Source organism: Candidatus Thiothrix putei, assembly GCA_029972225.1.
Classification (GTDB): domain Bacteria; phylum Pseudomonadota; class Gammaproteobacteria; order Thiotrichales; family Thiotrichaceae; genus Thiothrix; species Thiothrix putei.
Map to the genome: position 1 here is coordinate 4,171,493 of CP124756.1, position 22,317 is coordinate 4,193,809.

At 51.9% G+C, this 22,317-nt stretch carries 25 protein-coding genes; 8 read left to right on the forward strand and 17 right to left on the reverse strand.

Annotated features, from left to right (window positions below; genetic code table 11):
• Positions 1-35: 35 nt before the first annotated feature.
• From QJT81_21400 to QJT81_21410, 3 genes are all read right to left on the reverse strand, one after another.
• The gene (locus QJT81_21400) at positions 36-1,529 is read right to left on the reverse strand and encodes an oligosaccharide flippase family protein (protein ID WGZ94301.1); all 1,494 of its coding nucleotides are present in this window, start codon (positions 1,527-1,529) and stop codon (positions 36-38) included.
• Positions 1,530-1,531: 2 nt separating this feature from the next.
• Positions 1,532-2,653 (reverse strand): glycosyltransferase family 4 protein, encoded by a 1,122-nt coding sequence (locus QJT81_21405; GenBank protein ID WGZ94302.1) that lies wholly within the window; start codon positions 2,651-2,653, stop codon positions 1,532-1,534.
• Positions 2,654-2,754: 101 nt separating this feature from the next.
• A complete protein-coding gene (locus QJT81_21410) occupies positions 2,755-3,561 on the reverse strand; it encodes an alpha/beta fold hydrolase (protein WGZ94303.1) in 807 nt (268 codons plus the stop codon).
• An 81-nt stretch (positions 3,562-3,642) separates the two neighbouring features.
• On the opposite strand from QJT81_21410, the gene QJT81_21415 reads away from it, so the two are divergent.
• A complete protein-coding gene (locus QJT81_21415) occupies positions 3,643-4,332 on the forward strand; it encodes an HAD family hydrolase (protein WGZ94304.1) in 690 nt (229 codons plus the stop codon).
• Between the two features lie 29 nt (positions 4,333-4,361).
• Positions 4,362-6,515 carry a bifunctional (p)ppGpp synthetase/guanosine-3',5'-bis(diphosphate) 3'-pyrophosphohydrolase gene (locus tag QJT81_21420; GenBank protein WGZ94305.1) on the forward strand — a complete coding sequence of 718 codons (2,154 nt, stop codon included), beginning with the start codon at positions 4,362-4,364 and terminating at the stop codon, positions 6,513-6,515.
• A gap of 45 nt (positions 6,516-6,560) precedes the next feature.
• Here the strand turns inward: QJT81_21420 and QJT81_21425 are convergent, their stop codons facing one another.
• The 3 genes from QJT81_21425 to QJT81_21435 all read right to left on the reverse strand — a co-directional run bounded on the left by QJT81_21425 (position 6,561) and on the right by QJT81_21435 (position 8,499).
• Complete coding sequence (locus tag QJT81_21425; protein ID WGZ94306.1) at positions 6,561-6,752, reverse strand: chalcone isomerase family protein; 192 nt, start codon at positions 6,750-6,752, stop codon at positions 6,561-6,563.
• A gap of 91 nt (positions 6,753-6,843) precedes the next feature.
• The gene (locus QJT81_21430) at positions 6,844-8,052 is read right to left on the reverse strand and encodes an RNA-guided endonuclease TnpB family protein (GenBank protein ID WGZ94307.1); all 1,209 of its coding nucleotides are present in this window, start codon (positions 8,050-8,052) and stop codon (positions 6,844-6,846) included.
• Positions 8,053-8,175: 123 nt separating this feature from the next.
• The gene (locus QJT81_21435; protein ID WGZ94308.1) at positions 8,176-8,499 is read right to left on the reverse strand and encodes a chalcone isomerase family protein; all 324 of its coding nucleotides are present in this window, start codon (positions 8,497-8,499) and stop codon (positions 8,176-8,178) included.
• Positions 8,500-8,614: 115 nt separating this feature from the next.
• Here QJT81_21435 and QJT81_21440 point away from each other — a divergent pair, with 115 nt between their 5' ends.
• Positions 8,615-9,190 (forward strand): LemA family protein, encoded by a 576-nt coding sequence (locus QJT81_21440; protein ID WGZ94309.1) that lies wholly within the window; start codon positions 8,615-8,617, stop codon positions 9,188-9,190.
• Positions 9,165-10,085 (forward strand): EF-hand domain-containing protein, encoded by a 921-nt coding sequence (locus QJT81_21445; GenBank protein ID WGZ94310.1) that lies wholly within the window; start codon positions 9,165-9,167, stop codon positions 10,083-10,085. Before QJT81_21440 ends, QJT81_21445 begins: the two co-directional genes overlap by 26 nt.
• Before the next feature lie 175 nt (positions 10,086-10,260).
• On the opposite strand, the gene QJT81_21450 is transcribed toward QJT81_21445, so the two are convergent.
• Positions 10,261-12,264, reverse strand: coding sequence for a M1 family aminopeptidase (locus tag QJT81_21450; GenBank protein ID WGZ94311.1), 2,004 nt, complete (start codon positions 12,262-12,264; stop codon positions 10,261-10,263).
• Here QJT81_21450 and QJT81_21455 point away from each other — a divergent pair.
• The 3 genes from QJT81_21455 to QJT81_21465 all read left to right on the forward strand — a co-directional run bounded on the left by QJT81_21455 (position 12,247) and on the right by QJT81_21465 (position 14,453).
• Positions 12,247-13,431, forward strand: a complete 1,185-nt coding sequence (locus QJT81_21455) for a ChaN family lipoprotein (protein WGZ94312.1) — start codon at positions 12,247-12,249, stop codon at positions 13,429-13,431. The two genes, QJT81_21450 and QJT81_21455, sit on opposite strands and share 18 nt — an antisense overlap.
• 112 nt (positions 13,432-13,543) lie before the next feature.
• The gene (locus tag QJT81_21460) at positions 13,544-13,864 is read left to right on the forward strand and encodes a helix-turn-helix transcriptional regulator (GenBank protein WGZ94313.1); all 321 of its coding nucleotides are present in this window, start codon (positions 13,544-13,546) and stop codon (positions 13,862-13,864) included.
• A complete protein-coding gene (locus QJT81_21465; GenBank protein ID WGZ94314.1) occupies positions 13,797-14,453 on the forward strand; it encodes a thiopurine S-methyltransferase in 657 nt (218 codons plus the stop codon). The genes QJT81_21460 and QJT81_21465 overlap by 68 nt, the downstream gene beginning before the upstream one ends.
• Positions 14,454-14,455: 2 nt before the next feature.
• On the opposite strand, the gene QJT81_21470 is transcribed toward QJT81_21465, so the two are convergent.
• The 8 genes from QJT81_21470 to QJT81_21505 form a co-directional block, all read right to left on the reverse strand.
• On the reverse strand, positions 14,456-15,169 hold the full coding sequence (locus tag QJT81_21470) for a hypothetical protein (protein ID WGZ94315.1): 714 nt from the start codon (positions 15,167-15,169) through the stop codon (positions 14,456-14,458).
• A gap of 102 nt (positions 15,170-15,271) precedes the next feature.
• The gene (yidD, locus tag QJT81_21475) at positions 15,272-15,526 is read right to left on the reverse strand and encodes a membrane protein insertion efficiency factor YidD (protein ID WGZ94316.1); all 255 of its coding nucleotides are present in this window, start codon (positions 15,524-15,526) and stop codon (positions 15,272-15,274) included.
• A gap of 8 nt (positions 15,527-15,534) precedes the next feature.
• Positions 15,535-16,050, reverse strand: a complete 516-nt coding sequence (locus QJT81_21480; protein ID WGZ94317.1) for a hypothetical protein — start codon at positions 16,048-16,050, stop codon at positions 15,535-15,537.
• Between the two features lie 61 nt (positions 16,051-16,111).
• Positions 16,112-17,233 (reverse strand): ISAs1 family transposase, encoded by a 1,122-nt coding sequence (locus tag QJT81_21485; protein WGZ94318.1) that lies wholly within the window; start codon positions 17,231-17,233, stop codon positions 16,112-16,114.
• Positions 17,234-17,287: 54 nt separating this feature from the next.
• Positions 17,288-18,148: a nicotinate phosphoribosyltransferase gene (locus QJT81_21490; GenBank protein WGZ94319.1), complete on the reverse strand. Its 861-nt coding sequence runs from the start codon at positions 18,146-18,148 to the stop codon at positions 17,288-17,290.
• A 59-nt stretch (positions 18,149-18,207) separates the two neighbouring features.
• A complete protein-coding gene (locus QJT81_21495) occupies positions 18,208-18,486 on the reverse strand; it encodes an NUDIX domain-containing protein (protein WGZ96524.1) in 279 nt (92 codons plus the stop codon).
• 80 nt (positions 18,487-18,566) lie between these two features.
• Positions 18,567-19,688 carry an ISAs1 family transposase gene (locus QJT81_21500; GenBank protein ID WGZ94320.1) on the reverse strand — a complete coding sequence of 374 codons (1,122 nt, stop codon included), beginning with the start codon at positions 19,686-19,688 and terminating at the stop codon, positions 18,567-18,569.
• 53 nt (positions 19,689-19,741) lie between these two features.
• On the reverse strand, positions 19,742-20,470 hold the full coding sequence (locus tag QJT81_21505; protein ID WGZ94321.1) for an adenylyltransferase/cytidyltransferase family protein: 729 nt from the start codon (positions 20,468-20,470) through the stop codon (positions 19,742-19,744).
• 247 nt (positions 20,471-20,717) lie between these two features.
• Here QJT81_21505 and QJT81_21510 point away from each other — a divergent pair, with 247 nt between their 5' ends.
• On the forward strand, positions 20,718-21,185 hold the full coding sequence (locus tag QJT81_21510) for a Dps family protein (GenBank protein ID WGZ94322.1): 468 nt from the start codon (positions 20,718-20,720) through the stop codon (positions 21,183-21,185).
• Here QJT81_21510 and QJT81_21515 read toward each other — a convergent pair whose 3' ends face one another.
• Positions 21,186-21,920 carry a sulfite exporter TauE/SafE family protein gene (locus tag QJT81_21515; GenBank protein ID WGZ94323.1) on the reverse strand — a complete coding sequence of 245 codons (735 nt, stop codon included), beginning with the start codon at positions 21,918-21,920 and terminating at the stop codon, positions 21,186-21,188.
• Positions 21,920-22,306 (reverse strand): phosphoribosyl-AMP cyclohydrolase, encoded by a 387-nt coding sequence (gene hisI / locus QJT81_21520; protein ID WGZ94324.1) that lies wholly within the window; start codon positions 22,304-22,306, stop codon positions 21,920-21,922. Before hisI ends, QJT81_21515 begins: the two co-directional genes overlap by 1 nt.
• Positions 22,307-22,317: the final 11 nt, after the last annotated feature.

The following is a 22,317-nucleotide window of genomic DNA, read 5'->3' on the forward strand; positions in this document are numbered from 1 at the left end:
AACCGTTACTTAGGTAATTGTTACAATAGATAAGGCTAATGGGTATTGCTATGAGGCTTGAGACAGGTGGTAAAAATAAGAAGATGATTTGGTACGTGGCGCTTTTTTAAAATCAGAAAAAACAGCAGAGTTTCCAGTGTCAACATAAGTGCGAGTAAAACCCAGCCATGCAGACCAGCACGAGCGCCTAGGAATGTTAAGCCCCACAAGCTCATGACGAGCAGTGTGGCTGGCAGCGTTTTACAAGCTACCATTCGCCACAAGCGGGTCGGACGTACAGAAAGGGCTGCGGCAAGGCTATTCATGCGTAACAGTGTTGCCAAGAATGCAGCTAATACGCTGGCGTAAATAATCCCATCAGCAGCAAACAGGGTGCTAAAAGGCCAAAGCAAGACTAGCTTAATGCCCATTTCAGATACACCCAGCAGTGCATTGGCTTTTTGTTTGCCCACGGCATTGAAATACGGCGTGGTTGCCAATTGCACCGCCAGCCCTAGCAAGGTCAGGGTAAAAATCGTCAGCGGCAGGGCGAGGTAAGCATAAGACTGACCGACCCACAGGGTTAGAAAGGTTTCACCCACCAACCAGGTATTAAAAACCGCTAATAGTGCTAACCCCACGCCAATTTGCAGTGAGGTTAACAGGGTATCTAAGGCACTCGCGAGGCGTTGTTCCCCGACCTGACGGATGATGATGGTGTCCCAGTAGCTTTGAAAGCGCATCAGAATTTGTGTCAGCATATCTATTAACACGATCATGATGGCGTAGGGTGCAACGGCCTGAATACCAATCAATACACCTACCAATATATTGTCGGTGCGGTATTTAAAAAAATCGGCTGTTTGGCCGAGTGCAGTGTATTTGCTGAAACTTAATAATGCTTTCAAGTGCTGCCAGTCTACGGCTGACCATTGTACATACACTGTTTTGTCGCGCCGATACACGCTGATGAGCATGAGGATGAAAAACAATACATTGACAGCAGAGGCATACAACAGGATGGCTATCAACCCTCCCCCTAGCCACAGTATCAGGGGTATGCCCAGCAATCTTAGGCTGATACGCACTGTTTCAAACCAACCGATTTCCAGGTAGCGGACTTCTGCCCGCAAGATACTTTGGTAAAGCCGCAGCGGCACAGACAAGGCGACTTCCACTAGCAAAATCGTGATCACTTCCCGCAATGCCTGTTGGGTGATGGCAAGTTGTGGGACGCTGAATTGCACCAATACCGCAACGAGTAATAACAAACCTGTTAATAGCAGTGACAGGAACATCGAGGTACTTAGCGTCATTTGCCAAACACGTTTATCATCGCCATGTAAAGCGAGGTAGCGTGTACAGGCGTAAGCAATCCCAAAATCTAATAACAGTAAATAACCCACAATAGCATTCGCCATCGACCACAAGCCAAAAGCATTTTCACCCAGTGACTTAAGTACAAAAGGTAACAGTAACACTGCACCCAAGGCATTGAGGCCGATAGCAAACAGGCGAATCAGTGTCGAGTTAGTGTAATTTTTACTCATAACTAGGGGCGCACAGCCGCAGCAGCAACCAAATCCACGATATGTTGATTCCAGTCGAAGCGATAACGTGCCTGACAAGCGGCAGTTTTGCTCCTGAGCACGGTGGCATAGCCCGGTAATTGCAGGAATTTATCCAGTTTATTGATCAATACCGAGTGTTGGTTGGGGGGGAAAAGCAATTCACGGTCGGGTAGTACCTCGCGTATTTCAGGAATATCACTGGCGAGGCAAGGCAGGCCATAGCCCATGGCTTCCAGCAAGGCATTGGGCGAGCCTTCATGCAGAGTAGGAAAGACAAACAAATGGCAGGTTTGCAAGATAGACGCAACATCACTTTGCCAGCCGAGGAAGGATACTTTATCGGCAATTCCTGCCTTGTCAATGAAGGCTTGCAGTTGGGCTTGATACCCCACGCCGCTGGTGTCGCCACCGATTACGAGATACTCCCAATTTGTGCTACTTACTTGGCTAAGGGCTTCCAGCATAAACTGGATATTTTTGCGTGGTGTCACCACCGAGACTGTCGCAATACGCAGGATATCGTGGCGAATGTCGGGGCGTGGTAAGGCCAGTGGTTGTGTGACTATATGGTTAGGTAAGCACACCGTTTTGGTGTTTCCCCCTGAGCGTTGATTAATGATAGCCCGCATCGTTTCGCTGGTGGTAATCACGCGATAAGAGTAGCGCATTCCCAATTTTTCCAACACACGGTGAAAGGCAATACGCAACCCTGCAAAGCGTTTTTTGCGCGAGTCAAAAACATCATCGCCGCGTATAAAGGTCAGGGTGCGTACCCCCAGCCCCATACTGGATAGAATGGAAAGAACAGCGTAAAAAAATGAAAATATGAAATGTTGCGTAATCTGGTGTTCACGGGTCAAGCGGCGCATCTCACGTACCGCCCGCCAGCAAAATTCCGGCCAATACCATACGGAGGAGGCTTTTGAGCGCATTGGCAAAATGATCGGGCGAATGTGCTTTCCCGTAACAGGTAAGGGTTCGGCTGCAATGTAAAAGACGGTATAACCTGCCGCATCCAAGGCTTGCCAGGCACGGTATAAGCGGGTGGTAAACCCGCCTTGCTTATGCCGGTAATATGCTGACAAGATAGGGGTAGCGCTCATGAAACTCACTCAAGGGTTAACATAAGCGCACGTTATCACTCTATGAGCCAAGTGTTGATAGCGGAAACGAACAGTGGTAGCAGACGCGGGAAGACCGGCATTCAGCGTGCCAAAATCCTCGCCAATACATAGCCATCCCGAATGCCTAAAAAGTGTGAGTTCTGCACCGTCCAGTATTCTGATTTTCCCCGCAATGCAAAAGTATTATTCATATCCTGACTGTAATTAGGTACTACGAAATCGAACCGATCGGGGCGAATTTGGTTATCACGCACCACTGACACGTAACGAATGGCAGGGTGACGCTGATGGTTCAGCCAATACAGAAAACGCCCCGGCTTCTCCACACGCATGTCATCGTATAAATCATCGGCATCGCCACTCCACTTGCCGAAGCCCATCATTTCTGCGAAAAAGCCCATTGGGGTATCAGTAGCTAAACTCGCCAGATCGGCACTCGGCGTGCCCACGTGCGGGGTTGCTAACGTCACTAAGGCATTTACCGGCACACTATTAGCACTGACTAACCATGCGCGTGCGACTAAACCACCCGCAGAATGCCCCACCAAAGTCAGTGGCTCTTGGCGTTGCTCATACAGGTGTTGCAGGTAAGTGTTTAACCAATAAGTTTGCAGCATAATAGGAGCGCGGGGGGGTAACTCCACCGTGTAAAAAATGCGCTCTGGCTTAACCCCCGGTGGTGTTAAGTTATAAACCCCTTGGGGTGTCATCACGACATTGCCACCATCAACCCAGCCGTATTGTTGCAACACGGGAGTAACGCCTTGTTTGCGCCAATCCATGCCGTTTCCCTGAAAACCGTGTACCAGTACCACCGTTTGCGCCCATAATGTGGCAGGAAATAACAGCAAGCTGGCTGCCAGTATTATTAAATGTCGAATTTTCATGTCACCCTCCACTAATCTTCATGCTGTGTTAGCTAATGCTAATATTATCTTTGAATTCTACTGCAAATATTGAGTTTCATCATGACTATACGCTGTATTGCTTTTGACCTTGACGATACCCTATGGGCGGTAAGGCCAGTGATTGAACGCGCGGAACACCACTTTTATACCTGGTTGCAACAGCACTACCCGACCATCACTGAGCACCATTCACCGTATGAACTCATCAAAAATCGCATGAACTACATGCAGCAATACCCTGAATTGCACTATAATCTGACTCGTTTACGCAAAAATTGGCTGGCAACCTTGGCGCAGGAACACGGTTATACCGATACATTGGTCGAATCGGGCTTTGAAGTGTTCTGGCTGGCACGTAATGAAGTGACCTTCTTTGAAGGGGCGTTGGAGGCGCTGGAGTCACTATCGGCACGTTTTTTGCTCGGCGTGATCAGCAATGGTAATGCCTGTGTCCACCGTATCGGGGTTGGGCATTTATTCCAGTTTACACACAGTTCTGCTGAGGCAGGGGTTGCAAAGCCGCACCCAGCTATTTTTCATCAGGCATTAGAACAAGTAGGTATTTCCCCTCAGCAGGCCGTCTATGTAGGCGACGACCCCGTGAGGGATATTCAGGGGGCAGCCAGTGCAGGCTTGCGTACCGTCTGGTTTAATCCCGAACACCAAGCGTGGCCGGGGGGGCAAAAACCGGATGCGACCATTTACCATCTTGCACAACTGGAGGCTGTTATTACGACACTACAACAATAATTATTTGGCACAGAGGAAGCACTGCCGATATGCGACATAGCCGAACCACCAACACCGAATCCCGTACCCGTCAGGCATGGATTGAACGCTTTTGGGTTTCCGATAATGAACGGGATTTCTACCTGTTGGGGCAAATTATCGACAACTTATTGCTGCTGCCCCCGCCTGCCGACCCGTTACAACCCTGTAGTCTGGATGTCGCCGAAATTCTCCGGCATCTGGATGTGGATCAAACCACCATCATGGCAGCCCTGTTGTGCGACAACCGTTTCCAACAAACCCTGACACTGGATGAGGTGGAAAAAGAGTACGGTCAAGCCGTGCGGCGCTTGTGCGAAGACATGCGCAACCTGCAACGTTTCCGGGATTGTGTGGAAAATACCGATTCGAGCAGTTCCCGTCAGGAACAGGGGGAACAATTGCGGCGCATGTTGATGGCGATGATCAAAGACATTCGCACGGTGTTGATCAAGTTGGCATGGAGCCTGCAATACCTGCGGTTGTTATCTCGCGAGGAACTGTCAGACCTGCACCGTTGTGTGGCACGTCTGAGCATGGATTTGTACGCGCCGTTGGCTAACCGTCTGGGTATCAGCCAAATCAAATGGGAACTGGAAGACTTATCCTTCCGCTTTTTGCAACCGGAGATGTATAAAAGTATCGCCAAGTCGCTGGCAGGCAAGCGGATTGAACGCGAGCAATACATTGCCGATTTCATCCACATTCTCAAGGAGTTGCTGGCGAAGAACGCCATCAAAGGCGAGGTATACGGTCGCCCTAAGCACTTGTACAGCATCTGGAAAAAGAAAACCCGCAAACAAATCGAAATTGATGAGCTGTACGATTTGCGTGCCGTGCGCGTTATTGTGGAAGATACCAACACCTGCTACCGCACCCTGGATGTCGTGCATAACACCTGGCGGCATATCCCCGAAGAATACGATGACTACATTGGCAACAAAAAGCCCAATGGTTACGAGTCTATTCACACCGTCGTCGTCGGGCCGGAAAGTAAATTCGTGGAAGTGCAAATCCGCACCCATGAAATGCACCGTTTTGCGGAGTTAGGGGTCGCTGCCCATTGGTATTACAAAGAAGGCGGACGCCAAGACAAAGCCATGAGTGAAGCTATCAACTCAATGCGCCGTTTGCTGGATAGCAACGACAGTGACAGCGATTTGATGGAAGATTTCCGCACCGAAGTCTTCAGTGACAGGGTGTTTGTGCTCACCCCCAAGGGTCGTATCATTGATATGCCCAAAGGCTCAACGCCAGTGGATTTTGCCTACCATGTCCACACCAGTGTGGGGCATCGTTGCCGAGGATCAAAGGTTAACGGCAGTATTGTGCCCCTTAACTACGTGCTCAGAAACGGTGATCAGGTTGAAATCCTGACCAGCAAACACGAACACCCGCGTCAGGACTGGATGAAGCCAGAGCTGGGTTATGTGAAATCTGGCAGTACCCGCCAAAAAGTTCGCCAATGGTTCAGCCAGCAAAACCACGAACAAAATGCTAAAGACGGCGAGCGCATTCTTGAAAAAGAGCGCCATTTGCTCAACCTGCGCAAATTGGATTACGCTGAACTAACCAAACAGTTTAGTCGACCGAGTGAACGCGATTTATTGATTGCAGTGGGGCGCAATGAAATTTCTCCTGCCCAAATCCGCCATTTTCTGCTGAGTGCACACGAACCTGAATTCAAACTGCGTAAGACACACAGCCCGGAAATGCCCAGCAGTGCGATTGAAGTGAGGGGTGTCAGCAAACTGTATACGCAAATGGCGACGTGCTGCCATCCCGTCAACGGTGATCCTATTGTGGGTTACTTGTCACAGGGGCGTGGGGTGATTGTGCATCGTGCCGATTGTCCTGACTTGGCTAACCTGCGCAAGGAACGTGAAGAGCGCATTATTGAAGTCAACTGGGGTACGCATGGTGCGGCCTATGCGGCTGACATTACCGTGTCCACCTTCAATAAATCGGGGGTGTTAGGGGATATTGCCAGTTTGTTAGCCAAGGAAAAGGTTAACATTCACAGCTTGCATACCCGTGATACTCACGATCCGTGCTTTGCGGTGATGGACTTTACGCTGGAAATCCGTGATGTGCAGCAATTGGGCGAAGTGTTGGAAAAGCTGTTGCAATTGCCCTCGGTGATTGATGCCCAGCGTAAAAGTTGAAGGCTTTCTGTGGGGCGAAACAGGTTTCGCCCCGGTGTTGGTCTGCTACTGCCCCAGCAGCGCCTTTTTCAAACTCGCTTGTATGGGGTTTTCGCCCAACCAAATGCCAAACAAGGCTTGCTTAAAATCATTACCTGCAATGGTGGCTGAGGGCTTGCCATTCTTAATAATCACCACCTTGGCGGGTGTGTAGACAAAATCATAGACATCGCCTTCCTTGATGGCTTCTTTGAACACCGTGATTAACTGTTCAATACCTGGCTGAAGCGCGGGGTCAGCGCTGGATTGTTTAAACCGTTATTTCAAACCTACCCAAATCTACCTATAGCTAACTAAAAGTAGTCATGGTGTTGAATTCCTGCTTCACGGGGGCTGGTTTCGTCTTCGGCTTGCGCCCAAGACCAGAGCCTTCCCCTCCACAGGCAGACACCGTGTAACTCACGGCGTATTTTTTCAAATTTTTGGCGGCATTTACGTCACGGTCATGGACTGCACGACAGTCAGGGCAAGTCCATTCACGCACCGACAGTGGCAGCTTCTCCACTTTATGCCCACAGCCAGCAGCAGAACAGGTTTTGCTGGAGGCAAAAAACCGATCAGCCACCACGACCACCGCACCGCGCATTCCCGCCTTGTATTCCAGTTGCCGCCGGAACTCGAAGAATCCCATGTCACTGATGGCACGGGATAAATGACGGTTTTTCACCATACCCGACACGTTCAAATCTTCAATGCCGATGGTGTGAAAACGGCGGGTTAAATCCGTAGTGAGTTGGTGCAAACTGTCTTGGCGAATGTTGGCAATACGTGCGTGAAGTGTTGCCAGCTTCTGCTTCGCCTTGTGACGGTTGGCACTGCCTTTGACCTTGCGGGACAGGCTGCGCGAGAGCCGTTTTAGGCGGGAAAGCAAGGCTTTATGCGGCTTTGCCCCAACCACTTTTTCCCCCGTTGATAGGGTTGCCAGTGCAGATACGCCCAAATCCACCCCTACCGTGCCTTGGTTTTTGGCAGGCGGGAGATGGTTTGAGGTGGTGTCCACGGTGATGCTGGCGAACCACTGGTCAGCGGTGCGGGAAATCGTGGCAGAGAGAATTTTACCGGAAAAGCGTAACGTTTCCCGCATCCGTACTACCCCAAGGTTGGGAATGCGGATGCGGCAACCGTCAAGGCTGAACTGGTCGTTGGTGAGGGTGAAACTGTCGCGGCTTTTGCCTTTCTTTTTGAATTGCGGGTACTTGGCTCGCCCCGCAAAGAAGTTCTTGAAAGCTGCACCGAGTTGGATAATCGCCATTTGCGGGGCGTTTTTGGTGACTTCCAGCATCCAGGGGAATTGTTCGCGTTTGATGGCGTTCAATTGGCGGCGCAAGCCCATTTGGTTGGGTTTTGGCTGGGTGTTATCGTCTTTCCATGCGGCGTATTGGGTTTGCCATTCTGCCAACGCCCAGTTGTAGGCGAACCGTGCTGTACCAGCGGCTTTCGCCAAGTACGTCGCTTGCTTATGGTTGGGGTCAAGGCGGATTTTGTGGCTGATGATCATGGCAAACAGAATGCAGCACGGTGTGATAGTTGTCTAGTCATCCGTGCTTTTGCTGCTATCTTTTACGGATAAACGGCACTACGCTTTTATAAACCTAACCAAAATGATAAAGTTTGAATAGATTTATATAGATTTTATGGTAACTGTTTCAAACCCCTCACGCACGGCTGCTTCCATCTTTTCACTGGTAATCATGCCGGAGGTAATTTCTAAACGCATCGCAGTTGGTTGGTTCGCAGCAAGGATCGCAGCCGCATCCGTGCTTTTCTCCTGCACATACAAGCCTGCTGTGTAGAGATTGAAAAAGGCTTTGGTGCGAATACCTTTGCCATTCAGATTCAGCGCCTGCCCAGCAAATGTCTGTTGGGTGGGAAAAGCATCAGCGGCATCACCGACCAGCGGTAGCAGGCACAATAAAGCCAGCCAGAATTTTAATAGGGTACGCATACCTTCCTCCTCGTTTTTGCTGTGATGATAACCACTTATCTATACCACGTTGGCTGGTCTACCACTAGCTGTTAGACTCAGCGCAACCCGATAAACCATCGATAAAAATAACGCCATGAATACCGGACTCATTATTTTCTTCTCCCTGTTGGGTGGCCTGCTATTGTGGGGCATTCTGCTTTACAACCAATTGGTGTTACTGAAAAACAATACCGAAAAAGCCTGGAGTAATACCGATGTGTTGCTTAAACAACGCAATACCGAGCTACCGAAGCTGATCGCGGTGTGCAAAGAGCACATGCAATACGAGCAGGCGACGCTGCAAGCGGTCATGGAGGCGCGAAATCGTGTGGTCAGTGCCATGCAATTCGGCAATATGGATGCTTTGGAGTCCGCCGAACAGTCCTTGCGCGTTGGGTTGGGGAATTTGTTTGCCGTTGCCGAAGCCTACCCTGAACTCAAGGCCAGTGAGTCTTTCCGGCACTTGCGTGAACGCATCAGTGGTTTGGAAGACAGCATTGCTGACCGTCGTGAGTTCTATAACGATTCTGCCGCCATCAATAACACCCGCATTGAACAGTTCCCGGATGTCGTGATTGCCAAAGCGTTTAGTTTCAAGCGTTTCCGTTTGCTGAGTTTTAAGTCTGAGGAAACTGCGGATGTGGATGTGGCTGCGCACTTTACTGTCTGAACTGAGCCATTCTCACGAGCGTTCGGATGCTGATGGCCTGAACTGGTATCAAGTCGTTGAAAACCAAAGGTTTGCCGTATTACGTAAAGGTGGCATGATTAACCTTGCCTCGACATGGGGCTTTGCGCTGGTTTGGGGGGCAGGCTGCGTCTGGCTGTCACAGCAATGGGGGCGGGAATGGCTGTTGTTGCCCGCTACCGTTAGCTTGTTATTGGCTTTGGGCTTATACCGCCGTTATCGCTTGATTGTGGATACCCCAACCTCGCGTTTGAGCAGTAGCGCCCAAGGTTATGTGGAGTTATGCGGCAAAGCGGCGTTGCCTGAAGGCGAAAGTTTTCGGGGTTTGCCACACTTGCCGGTGATGGTGTGGCTACCGGGTTATGTGGAGGATCAACCATTTGTGTTGGAAGATTCCCATGGGCGTTGTCTGCTTTACCCGCAATACGCTGAAATTGTGACACGCACTGGTGATAACCACTTGTTTTTGCTACACGCTATTTACCCCGGACAGCCGTTGTATGCACTCGGCGAATTGCATACGCAGCGCCATGACACGGTGTCATTGGAACGCCGCGAACGTTTAGCCGCGCTACTGGCTGAATGGAAAAATAACCCGCAGCAATTACTGCAAAACTTCGATGCGAATGGCAATGGGCAAATCGACCCCGATGAATGGCAGACAGTACGCGCCGCAGCAGAACGTTGGGTGGATGATGACATTCGCGAACAACAGCGAGCGCCGGGTACGCACGTGATGGATGGGGCAAAAGCAGGCCAACTGTTCCTGATTACCAATATTCCACCGGAAGAACTCGCGCAACGCTATCACTGGGCAGCGTTGTTGCATATGCTGGTGTGGTTGGGGTTGATGGGGTTAGCTCACGCTAGGTTTTAAAACCATACTCATGGGTAAAAAAAGAAAGCCGGGCAGTTGCCCGGCTAAAATCCATCTACAAGAGAGTCGAGAGAAAACCACCATCGGCGAGAAATGTCAGATTGCTGCTGATGTGTTGAAATCATTATTTCATAAATTTTATGAATAACCAGTCGTGATCGAGATAGCCGTCGAATTAAAGGCGATGGGCGGAAAAATTCAAGGTTAACGGTGAATCTTTCAGCTCCCACTGGCCTTTGGCGACGTTTTCACCGTTGGTACTGTCAAACACCAGATAGCTGTATTTGCCATAATGCGGCAGTTTTGCCAGCATCCTCTCCAATCCATCGGGGCTAGAGGCATCCAATAAAACAATATCTTGCTGTCCTGCCCGCAAACCCAGCGCCAGTGTGTGCAAGCCGCAGGTATAATTCACGCTATTGAGCGTATACGCTGCATCCGTCATGCGAAACGGTTCTTGCGCCCGCTCCAGCAGCCCTTGCAAGGCCGCATTATCGCCACCCAGCAATATCACTGTACCGGTATCCGGCAAAGGTGCATCGTCGTATTGCACCCGCAAGGCAGGGTCACGTTCTTTCAACCCATCCAGCCAGCTTTGCCATGCCAACTGCATCGCCTCATCAGTCTGGCGCGAGAGCACGTAAGTCTTGGCGCTCTTGCCATTCATGACGCCGATGGTGGCAGGCATTTCTGCCGCATCCGGCAAGCGGAACAGGTCAAACTCAGGGTCAACGGCCACTTGCTCAGGCTTAGCAGGGAATACTAGCTCGAAGGTTTGTGTAGTCTGCGTCATCTGCAACGTGTCGGTGCGCTCCGGCTGCTCACCCGCAAAACGGCTGCGCACCGGAATGCTCAGTGGGAACGTCTTACCGCGTTGTTCCTGCTTCAAGGTCAGTTGCAAACGGTAGTTGCCCCCCTCCTGCGTCAAGGTATGTGCCGCAATCGCTAAGCGTGGCGCACCCGTACCCTCTAGCCATGTTTGCCGGAAGGTTTTATCTGCCTGCAAACTGTCCAACAAGTCGCCAAATGTCGCTGCTTTAAAGCGGTATGCCGCATAAAATTGCTTTAAGCCCGCAAAAAACGCCTCATCCCCCTGCTGTTGGCGCAGCATATGGAACAGCATCAACGCTTTGCTGTAACCAATCGCCTGCGTGGTTTCATCGTGGCGGCTGCGGAAGTTAGTCAGCGGAAAATCGTCTTGCTTGCCCACAAACGTCGCGTATTTTTGCAAGCTGCTGCGGCGGTATTCCGCGCCTTCGCCGACTTGTGCCTTGATGCGCTGGTCAGCTAAATACGCGGTCAAGCCTTCTGTCCAGTTGCCTTGGCTGGCATCGACATACACGCTATTGCCCCACCAGTTATGCAAAATTTCGTGCGGAAACGACGAGTGCAAAATAAACGGCAAGCGTATCACCCGTGACCCCAGCAAGGTGAACGACGGCATTCCCCAGCCGGTTTCCCAAAAACTTTCCACCGTGGCAAATTTGGCGTAGGGGTAATCACCGAGGAGTTCGGAATATTCGGTCAAATACTGTTCGGTGGCTTGCAAGTAGCGTTTTGCCAAGGCTTCATCCGGTGCTTGCAAATAGACCATCGCATTCGCGTGTTTGCCCGCTTGTTGGTACACATGGAAACGTCCCGCGAGCAAATACAGGCTGTCTTGCGGTTGGGTTTCTGCCCAGCCGTCAGCGGTTTGCTTGCCTTGGCTCAGGCTCACCCAGCCCTCCGGTAAATTGACGCGCAGGGTGAAGGTGTGCAGTGCATCTGCGGTTTGTGCATACCATTGGCTGTTCGCATCCAAATAAATACCGCGTTCATTCAATAAGATGCACGCTTGGGTCAGCCAAGCACAATCAGGGGTGGAGCTTAGCCTACCACGGTATTTGAGGGTGATTTCCCCTTGTTCCGGCTTAAGTGGAATACTATAAGCACCAGCCGCCTGTGGGGGGTGCGGCACACCGCCAGCCTCTAGCGTGAATTGTGGGTTGAGCATGAAGCTAAATTGCCCGTTTTGCCGCAATTCGGCGGGGATGCGCAGGGTATCTTCCACCTGCAATTCGCTGGTTTTAATATCAGGCGTTACCCGTAAATCGTGGTGTAACACCGGCAACGCGGTGGCAGCACTCACGCTTGGCAGCCATAACAGCAATAGGATCACAACATGTTTCACAATCGACATACACTATTTCCTGATTTGATGCGGCGCACGTTATTGGCAGCGTGCGTGGTGGTCATTGGCGTATTACCCATCAGCAGCATCGCGGCAACGGTGGAACACGCGACGCTGGATGAGGCGCTGGCGCACATTGGTGAACATGCGCCCACCGGCGTGATGCAAGGTAAAGCGTTGCCATTTTCTACTTTAATGGACGGCTTGGCACAAAACCGTGTGGTGTTTGTGGGTGAAATTCATGACCGCTATGACCATCACCTGCATCAATTAGCGGTATTGCAGGGCTTGCACCAGCGTAATCCGAAGCTGGCGATTGGGGTGGAATGGTTTCAGCAATCGTTTCAGCCGGTGTTGAATGATTATTTGGCGGGCAAACTGACCGAAGTGGAGTTTTTGCGCCGCAGCGAATATTTCGAGCGTTGGGGCTACGATTACCGTCAATTACGCCCGATTTTGGCATACGCCAAAGCCAATGGCTTGCCGGTGCTGGCGTTGAATGCACCCGTTGAGTTGACCCGCAAAGTCTCAGAAGGCGGTTTGGAAGCGTTGAGCAAAGCTGAACGAGCGCAATTGCCACCGACGATTCACCCGGCGGATGCAGATTACCAAGCACGCTTGCGTAAGGTATTCGAGGCGCACTCGCAAGACCCCCAGCAATTCGAGCGCTTTATGCTGGTGCAGCGGATTTGGGATGAAACCATGGCGTATAATGCGGCAAAGTATTTGAACGCTAACCCCGAACATCAACTGGTGGTATTGGCAGGCGTGGGGCATATCAGCGATGGCGTGGGCATTCCGGCAGATTTGGCGCGGCAGTTACCGGGCAGTAAAGTGGCGACCGTTGCCAGCAGTGACAGCCAAGACGCGGCTCCGGCGGTGGATTATACCCTGCTTACCGCAGCGGTGGATTTACCGCCGACTGGCAAATTGGGTGTATTGTTGGATACGCAAGGCAAGGGTTTGAGCATTTCCGCCTTGGATAAAAACAGTGCGGCGGCTAAAGCGGGGCTGCAAAAAGGCGACCGTCTTGCGACCTTGGAAGGCGTGGCGCTGAAAAACATGAGTGATCTGAAATTGGCGTTATCGCAACACCAAGTGGGCAATGCGGTGAAAATGACCGTGGAACGCGCTGGTTCAACAGACCTATTGGCATACACGGTGGTATTACAGTAAATCTTAAAATGATCAGAAAAATCTATTTTTGATATAATTCAAATGAACATTTGCTGCGGATAATGCGACCCACCTCTGAAGTTTATAGCGAAAAACAACTGGAGGGGCTCTTATGTCAAGCAGCGATTTGGCTGATTACTTGGAACAGCGCGTGGCAATGTTGGGTATTTCGCGCTCGGAAGTGGCGCGTCGCGCCGATATATCGCGGCAAACCTGGTATCGGCTCTTGAGCGCTGATCTGACGGATGCCAAACTGTCCACCATCATGCGCTTGGCAGAAGCGCTGGAAACTCCCCCCTTGCACTTATTGCGTTTGTATTTGGGTGAGGGGCAGACAACCACACCCCTTAACGGAGCAAGCAACGATGCAGGCGGATTTTTGGCACGAACGTTGGGAACACCAGCAAATCGGATTTCACCAAGCGGAAATTAATAGCCACTTACAGGCATTCTGGGGGCAAATGCGCGTACCCGCCGATAGCCGCATTTTCGTACCATTGTGTGGCAAAAGCCGCGATATGCTGTGGTTGCGCTCGCAAAATTTGTTGGTAACGGGCGTGGAAATCAGCCCGATTGCGGTGCATGATTTTTTTGCAGAAAACGGTTTGGAGCCGGTCGTCACGCAACAAGGCGCGTTTGAGCGCTGGGAATGTGACGGGTTGGTGATTTTGCAGGGCGATTTTTTCGACCTGAGTGCGGCGGATGTGGCGGATTGTGCCGGTGTGTTTGACCGCGCTTCGCTGATCGCACTGCCACCCGATATGCGTACCCGCTATGCGCAACATTTGACGAATATTTTACCGACTGCGGTACAGATACTGTTGATTACGATGGAATACGACCAGCGTGAAATGAAAGGCCCGCCGTTTTCGGTGCATGAGGCGGAAGTGCGCGGTTTTTATGAAGAGCGCTACGCGGTGGAGCGTTTGCAGGCGCTGGATGTATTAGCGGATGAACCCGGTTTTCGCCAGCGCGGGCTGACCCGGCTGGATGAAAAAGTGTATGTGTTGACGCCGCGTTAAGCTTATTTAGCAGCCGCTGCTTCTGTGGCGGCAATCGCTGACGGGTCGGGGGTTTCAGTTGCGGGCTTATTGAACATATACAGCGCGGCAATGCCGATACCGATGGCGGCAATCACGGCGGCGATTTTCAGTTTGGGGTCGCTGTTGCTGGTCTCGTCGGCGCCCAATTGACGCCGCGCTTCGCGGTAAAGTGCGTCGGATTCTTCTTGTTGGGCGCGTTGGTGCGCTTCCTTAATGCTTTTCGCCAATTCGTTGTCGTACTTTTGGCGTTCCATCTCGACGGCTTCTTTCATGCGTTGAGAGCGTAGAAAGTGATCGCCAATCACGCCACAGGCTTCACACTTTTCATTGATTTCTTTGGTTTGCACTTGAGTGTGTTTGCAGGCAGGGCAAGTGTACAGCGCAGCGGTGGGCGGGTTGATTTCGTCGTCTTTGGGAACAAGTTGCAGGGTGGGGCGAATGGCGCAATGAATTGCCAGCGTTTGGAGTTGTTCGCTGAGCGCTTGCGCTTCGGCTTCGGTGATGTTTTCACGAATCGACACCATGCCGTTGTTGAACAGCAGCGCATCGGATAATTTGAATTCGAGGTAAGGGCTGTGATCGTCCAGCAAATCCAGCACATCGCGTACCAAGGCTTCGACTGACTTTTCAGAACGGTGTCCGGTGACGACCAGATCGAACAGTTCCTGAATTTCAATGGCTTGTGATTCTGACATGGCGTTTTGTCCTGTGTTTTTTATTGTGCGCCTACGCAAGGCAATCTTGGGCAAAGGGTATAAGCAGCCGGACAGGATGTAAACAGTGAGCAGATAAGCGTGCTACTGATCAGACGGTTTGCGGTGCGGTTTGCCGCATTCACACGCTTCGGGAACGGGGTCAAGACCTCCTTCGTGCCAGGGGTTGCAACGCCCGATACGCCGGATGGCGAGCCAACTGCCTTTAAGTGCGCCGTGTTGCTCGATGGCTTGCTTGGCGTAATGCGAACAGGTGGGGTAGAAACGGCAATTGCTCCCCAGCAGCGGGCTGAGGAACAATTGGTAGAAGCGGATGATGGCGATTAAAAGGTATTTCATGCCGTTGATTATACGGCGTTGCTGCGCTCCCGTACTACGTCAAAACGGTCATCTATTAGCAACTCGCCATTGCGGAACACCGGACGCAGCAAATTGCTTTCCCACGACAGCGCATCCGCGCGAATCGTTTTGATCACGCCCGCATCTTTGATCACCGCCAGCCGTCCACGCTTAGAATGCTTACCCGCATCAGTAATCGGCTGCTTATACACATCGCGCCACGCACCGTTGATTTGCATCGCGGAAGCCTTCATCGCAAAGCGCAAGGTATCGCGGTTGACCTTCTGCAATAACCCGCCACCCATGCCAAACGCGACATTTTCGGTAGAAAATCCCGCTTGCTGAATACGCTGCAAAATCACGCCGATGGAATCCACATCCACCCCATCACCTTGAATCACCCGCACGCAATCGCTCAACACCTTGTAACCCTTGCTGTTCACCCGACCGCCGAATTCGGCATACAAACGCTCCAGTACCTCCGGCACGATGGCTTCAGGCACGCCAGAATCGGGGCGAATCACCACGGTTGCGCGGCTGCTTTCGACTTGCGCCCTAGGGCAATCGCTTGAATAATCGCCTTACTTACATGACTTGCTCCAGCAGTTGTGCCAGATAGTCAGTTGACCACCCTGCCTGTTTACGACGGACTTTGAGGCTATGTTTGTTGGTTTTGTCATTGCGCAGCAGGTTAGTACCCATGTGGCGCAGGATGGCGAGATTATGTGCGCCATGGTTGCTACGGTTTCTCGCCAAATCTTCCCGCATCAGGACATCCAGCACCCAATGCAACTTGTTTTCGATTGCCCAGTGGGAGCGGACGGCATATTGTGCGGCCTTGGCGATCATCGCCAGTGAACAGATGTAGTGGCGGATGGAATAGGTGGATTTTCCTGCTTTTTCGACCCAGGACTCGATACAGATGATGCTGGCAAGTCCTGCCCATTCCTGCCGTTGTTCCAACCAAGCAACATCGGTGCAAATGCGGCAACGGCGGGTTTCGAGCCGCCCGTGGTCTTTTTCCACCTGGGTGTCTTCATCCAGCACATAACCGGCAGGCGGCTTTTCGAAAAACAGGGCGATGTCTTCTGCTAACGTTTTCTGATTGTCTTTGACTGCCAGTAGGTAATCACCGCCTGCTTCCACGATTTGCTTGGCGATGGCCTTTTGTGTCCCCATCGCATCAATGGTGATCAAGCAGCCTTCAATGTCGAGCTTGCGTAGCAAGGCGGGGATGGCAGTGATTTCATTGGATTTCTGGTCGGTGGCTTCCTGCCCCAGCACTAGATTTTGCTGGTTTGCCCACGCTGACACCAGGTGCAGAGGGTTCTGCCCGTTGCCACCACTGCGCCGTGAGGTTTTGCCGTCAATGTTCAATAGGTCAGCCTCCCCTGCGGACAGGCTGTTTGTCCAACGGATAAACAGTTCCGAAAACAGCTTAGCATTCAGCGCGTTGAACACGTCACTCACCGTGTCATGGCTGGGAAAGCCCCGTGCATAGGGATAATAGCGGCGCAGGAAATCCGCGTTTAGCTTTGCCCAGCGCACCATTTCCACCACATCGTCTGCCCCTGCTAAGCTGCCTGCCAAACCCAGCAATAGGATTTCAGGTAGGGGGTAGAGAACTTTGGCTTGCTGGCGTGGGTCTTCTAAAACTGACAACTGTTCCAGTAGGCGGCTGATAGCGCTGGACGGCAAGTTCGGCATCGGTTTTGTCCTTTCGGGAAAAACCTTATTTATGCATGTTTTGCAACCAAACTTTCAAGCGATTGCCCTGACTTGCGCCCGCAATTGCTTGCCCCAAATCTCGGAAACGGCGTGGTAGATGTCGTAGGAATCGGAGACCACCGCGAGCAATTTTCCTGCTTGCCCGAATTGTTGCAGCATATTGGCGTAAGCATCCGCTTCGCCTTCGCGTCCCCATGCGGTTATGGTGGAATGTTCAGCAGCGGGAATCGAAAAGCCTGCCATGTCCGCGCCGTAATACTTACGCGCCGCCAGCAATGCCACTACCGTATCGCTGCCCATGAAATTGACCAAATGCTCCATGCCACCGAGTGCAGCAGATTCGTGCGAAGACACCCCGCGTGCGCCGAAGTCATGCAACTTGAACGGCAATTCATTCGCCGGATTTTCGCAGGTGGTTTCAAGGGCTTGGCGAATGCTTTGTTTCACCTGCCACGACAACGTAGCAACCGTGGTGGGATACCACACCGCCCGCAACAATGCCGTTTCCAGATACGAAGTCAGCCAAAACGCTTGCGGGTCAGTATTGCGAATTTGTACCAACGCATTGCCGGTAGGGACAATCATGCCTTCGGGTAAGGCTTCGATTTCAATCGGCAAAAAACCACCGTGCTGCTGCACAATTTGTTCCCAGCCTTGACGGAAAAACGGCACACCGTGCGCCGCAAACAACGCCTCCGCCTCATCAATATCTGCCGTCGTGACAGGTTTGAGCAAGTATTCCTTGATGAATGCCTGCAAGCCAAAGAACAGCGTTTGCGGAAATTCCCCGCCACGCGATTCGATGTAGGATGACACCACTTGCGTCCCCGCAGGGTATTGCAAAAAGTGGCTGGCTTTGTAGCTGTCAGTATTGAGAATCAAGTTAGTGAACATAGGAAATCCTCCTGTGTTGAGTGTTAAACGCCGGTCTATCCAGCGTCGGGAGAGAAGTTTTACCCAATCATCGTTTTGATGATCTGGAAATGGTCTTCAAACAGCCGTTCGGGATCGAGATCGCCCAGCGGCATCCAGAAAGCATGTTGCGCATCATCGCCACCTTTCACTTTCGGCAAACCATGCGCATCCGGTTTAAGTTCAATCAGAAACGCATGGGTAATGGTGCGCCCACGTGCCGAACGGTACGGATCGTCAAACACTTGCTCTTTCACAATCGAACCCGCCAACACGGGTGCTGGCACTTTGATGCGGGTTTCTTCACGCAATTCGCGGATTACCGCATCACGCAGCTTTTCGTGCGGGTCAAGGAAACCACCGGGTAATGCCAGGGCAATCGCTTGAATAATCGCCTTACTTACATGACTTGCTCCAGCAGTTGTGCCAGATAGTCAGTTGACCACCCTGCCTGTTTACGGCGGACTTTGAGGCTATGTTTGTTGGTTTTGTCATTGCGCAGCAGGTTAGTACCCATGTGGCGCAGGATGGCGAGATTATGTGCGCCATGGTTGCTACGGTTTCTCGCCAAATCTTCCCGCATCAGGACATCCAGCACCCAATGCAACTTGTTTTCGATTGCCCAGTGGGAGCGGACGGCATATTGTGCGGCCTTGGCGATCATCGCCAGTGAACAAATGTAGTGGCGGATGGAATAGGTGGATTTTCCTGCTTTTTCGACCCAGGACTCGATACAGATGATGCTGGCAAGTCCTACCCATTCCTGCCGTTGTTCCAACCAAGCAACATCGGTGCAAATGCGGCAACGGCGGGTTTCGAGCCGCCCGTGGTCTTTTTCCACCAGGGTGTCTTCATCCAGCACATAACCGGCAGGCGGCTTTTCGAAAAACAGGGCGATGTCTTCTGCTAACGTTTTCTGATTGTCTTTGACTGCCAGTAGGTAATCACCGCCTGCTTCCACGATTTGCTTGGCGATGGCCTTTTGTGTCCCCATCGCATCAATGGTAATCAAGCAGCCTTCAATGTCGAGCTTGCGTAGCAAGGCGGGGATGGCAGTGATTTCATTGGATTTCTGGTCGGTGGCTTCCTGCCCCAGCACTAGATTTTGCTGGTTTGCCCACGCTGACACCAGGTGCAGAGGGTTCTGCCCGTTGCCACCACTGCGCCGTGAGGTTTTGCCGTCAATGTTCAATAGGTCAGCCTCCCCTGCGGACAGGCTGTTTGTCCAACGGATAAACAGTTCCGAAAACAGCTTAGCATTCAGCGCGTTGAACACGTCACTCACCGTGTCATGGCTGGGAAAGCCCCGTGCATAGGGATAATAGCGGCGCAGGAAATCCGCGTTTAGCTTTGCCCAGCGCACCATTTCCACCACATCGTCTGCCCCTGCTAAGCTGCCTGCCAAACCCAGCAATAGGATTTCAGGTAGGGGGTAGAGAACTTTGGCTTGCTGGCGGGGGTCTTCTAAAACTGACAACTGTTCCAGTAAGCGGCTGATAGCGCTGGACGGCAAGTTCGGCATCGGTTTTGTCCTTTCGGGAAAACCTTATTTATGCATGTTTTGCAACCAAACTTTCAAGCGATTGCCCTGCCGGGTAATGCCCATTGCCCTTTGCCGGGGCGAGCTTTGCGTTCGATCAGCAAGATGTGTCCGGCTTGCACCACCACCGCATCCACGGTAACAAATGTCGGTGCGTAGGGCGCAGCTTCCCAGCCCTTGCGGTATTGGTTAACGAATTCCCACTCGCTGGCAATGTGCGCAAAGGTGTCAGATTCACGGAAGGTTGCCAGCCAGGTTTGCACCGCATCCGGCAATTCGCCTTGCGTCGTACCGTGTTGAAAATACTGTTCGCGCAACGGCGTAGACGACACCCCGCGCACGTTTTCCACCGCCACCGATTGCCATTGCGGAAACATCGACAGGTAATAGGAACTGTGGTCTTTGCTGTGTCCGATCAAGCCAATGCGCGGCGCAGCACTGCCCACTTTCGGCGGGAAACGGCAGGTAATGCCATGCACGGATTGTTGCACACGGGTAATCCAACCTTGCTCGTTGTAGGTGTCATCCAGCAATGGCGCAAGAATCAAGCGTTCGCCCGCTTCAGGAAATACAGCACGGATAACAGATTCACGCTCGGAAAATGTCCACGGATTACGCAAAGTGCGCGGTTGGCAACTCGAACCGACCAGCACAATCACGCGCTCGGCACGTTGCAACGCCGTAGCGACCACGGCTTGATGACCCGTATGAAACGGCTGGAAACGACCAATGAAGACCAGAAAATCAAAATCAGGTTTGAACATGTCAGTAAGCTCCTTACTGAGAATGGTGGAGCTTGGTCTATCCAAGCTGTTTATGATTAAACGCTGATTAGTGCGTAGCGTCAATGCCAAGTATCTGCTAATTGCGACAGCTTAAGCACGAGTGCCCGTAGCGTTTGTTCTGTTTTTATGAATGTTATGAGATAAACATTCAATTTCTTAAAACAGTGCGAGTGTCCTATACTTATCTCATCTGATCAAAACAGCCATACAGACAGGGAGACATATCATGGACATCAATATCGGCATTCCCAACGACCAACGCCAGGCGATTGCTGATGGGCTTTCGCGCTTGCTCGCTGACACTTACACGCTTTACCTGAAAACCCATAACTACCACTGGAATGTGACCGGGCCGATGTTCAACACTCTGCACCTCATGTTCGAGACGCAATATAACGAACTGGCCTTAGCCGTCGATTTGGTGGCAGAACGTATCCGCGCCCTTGGCTACCCCGCACCGGGTACTTACGCGGCTTACAGCAAACTCTCCTCCATCAAGGAAGAAGAAGGCGTGCCGAAAGCGCAAGACATGATCCGCAATCTGGTGGAAGGTCAGGAAGCGGTGGTACGCACTGCCCGCAGCATTTTCCCACTGGTCGATGCTGCCAGTGACGAACCAACAGCGGATTTGTTGACCCAGCGGATGCAAATCCATGAAAAGAATGCGTGGATGTTACGCAGCATGTTGGAGTGATTAGCTCAACGCCTTGAGCGTCAGCGACACGCTCGCCAGCAACAACAACACCCCAATCAGGCGTGTCATGTGCGTTTGCGTCAACCCCGTGTGCACATGACCGCCCACCCACAATGCCCCCAACATAATGGGCAAGGCAAACAACGCATTCCACCACACCGTTTGCGCCAGCAACAATCCGGCAATAAAAAACGTCGCAATCCGCACCGCCCCTTCGATGAAAAACAGCGCGGAAAATGTTGCCCGCAACAGCGTTTTATCCTGAATCCGATGATTCAAATAAATCACATACGGCGGCCCGCCTGTGCCAAACAGCCCGCCGACCGTGCCACCTGTGAACGAAGCCGGAATTGCCCACCAGGCCGACACCGGCTTTTCACCTTTCAAATTCAACAAGCTGCGCACCGCAAACACGGCAATAAACGCCGCCAAGATCAGCAACATCGGCGTCAGTGGTAAATTCACCAGCAATTGCGTGCCGACCATCACCCCGATTAAGCTAAACGGAATCAACATGCCGACTTCACGCCATTGCACCCGTTTCAAATCCAGCCCACCCATCACCAGCGATGCAGTGAAATCCAGCAGCAAAATCAGCGGCACCACAAACGTCAGCGGCAAAAACAACGCCAGCAATGGCACGGCGATTAAGCCCGACCCAAAGCCCGCAATGCCGCGAATGAAGTACGCCAGCAAGATAACCGCCACGGCAGCGCCGTATTGCCAAGCTTCCATCAGGCGTACAACGTCTTAGGATCAATCAATACTTCACGGTCAATAACCACCTGATCGCCTTCCACTTTATTGTAAAAGCACGAACGCCGTCCGGTATGGCACGCAGGCCCCGTCTGATCGACCAGCAGTAGAATCGTGTCCGCATCACAATCAATACGGAACTCCTTCAACACCTGCATCTGCCCTGACGATTCCCCCTTGCGCCAGAACTTATTGCGCGAACGCGACCAGTAACACACGCGCTCGGTTTCCAGCGTTTCCGCAATGCTTTCACGGTTCATCCACGCCATCATCAGCACTTCGTGCGTGTCGAATTGCTGAGCAATCGCGGGAATCAAGCCATCGCTATTGTATTTGAGGGAATCGAGGGTTTCGGTCAAGGTCATGGGAATTCCTG

Coding starts and splice junctions, on each gene's coding strand:
- QJT81_21400 (WGZ94301.1), bottom strand. CDS start 1,529: ATGAGTAAAAATTACACTAACTCGACACTGATTCGCCTGTTTGCTATC.
- QJT81_21405 (WGZ94302.1), bottom strand. CDS start 2,653: ATGAGCGCTACCCCTATCTTGTCAGCATATTACCGGCATAAGCAAGGC.
- QJT81_21410 (WGZ94303.1), bottom strand. CDS start 3,561: ATGAAAATTCGACATTTAATAATACTGGCAGCCAGCTTGCTGTTATTT.
- QJT81_21415 (WGZ94304.1), top strand. CDS start 3,643: ATGACTATACGCTGTATTGCTTTTGACCTTGACGATACCCTATGGGCG.
- QJT81_21420 (WGZ94305.1), top strand. CDS start 4,362: ATGCGACATAGCCGAACCACCAACACCGAATCCCGTACCCGTCAGGCA.
- QJT81_21430 (WGZ94307.1), bottom strand. CDS start 8,052: ATGATCATCAGCCACAAAATCCGCCTTGACCCCAACCATAAGCAAGCG.
- QJT81_21435 (WGZ94308.1), bottom strand. CDS start 8,499: ATGCGTACCCTATTAAAATTCTGGCTGGCTTTATTGTGCCTGCTACCG.
- QJT81_21440 (WGZ94309.1), top strand. CDS start 8,615: ATGAATACCGGACTCATTATTTTCTTCTCCCTGTTGGGTGGCCTGCTA.
- QJT81_21445 (WGZ94310.1), top strand. CDS start 9,165: ATGTGGCTGCGCACTTTACTGTCTGAACTGAGCCATTCTCACGAGCGT.
- QJT81_21455 (WGZ94312.1), top strand. CDS start 12,247: ATGTTTCACAATCGACATACACTATTTCCTGATTTGATGCGGCGCACG.
- QJT81_21450 (WGZ94311.1), bottom strand. CDS start 12,264: ATGTCGATTGTGAAACATGTTGTGATCCTATTGCTGTTATGGCTGCCA.
- QJT81_21460 (WGZ94313.1), top strand. CDS start 13,544: ATGTCAAGCAGCGATTTGGCTGATTACTTGGAACAGCGCGTGGCAATG.
- QJT81_21465 (WGZ94314.1), top strand. CDS start 13,797: ATGCAGGCGGATTTTTGGCACGAACGTTGGGAACACCAGCAAATCGGA.
- QJT81_21470 (WGZ94315.1), bottom strand. CDS start 15,169: ATGTCAGAATCACAAGCCATTGAAATTCAGGAACTGTTCGATCTGGTC.
- yidD (WGZ94316.1), bottom strand. CDS start 15,526: ATGAAATACCTTTTAATCGCCATCATCCGCTTCTACCAATTGTTCCTC.
- QJT81_21485 (WGZ94318.1), bottom strand. CDS start 17,233: ATGCCGAACTTGCCGTCCAGCGCTATCAGCCGCCTACTGGAACAGTTG.
- QJT81_21490 (WGZ94319.1), bottom strand. CDS start 18,148: ATGTTCACTAACTTGATTCTCAATACTGACAGCTACAAAGCCAGCCAC.
- QJT81_21500 (WGZ94320.1), bottom strand. CDS start 19,688: ATGCCGAACTTGCCGTCCAGCGCTATCAGCCGCTTACTGGAACAGTTG.
- QJT81_21505 (WGZ94321.1), bottom strand. CDS start 20,470: ATGTTCAAACCTGATTTTGATTTTCTGGTCTTCATTGGTCGTTTCCAG.
- QJT81_21510 (WGZ94322.1), top strand. CDS start 20,718: ATGGACATCAATATCGGCATTCCCAACGACCAACGCCAGGCGATTGCT.
- QJT81_21515 (WGZ94323.1), bottom strand. CDS start 21,920: ATGGAAGCTTGGCAATACGGCGCTGCCGTGGCGGTTATCTTGCTGGCG.
- hisI (WGZ94324.1), bottom strand. CDS start 22,306: ATGACCTTGACCGAAACCCTCGATTCCCTCAAATACAATAGCGATGGC.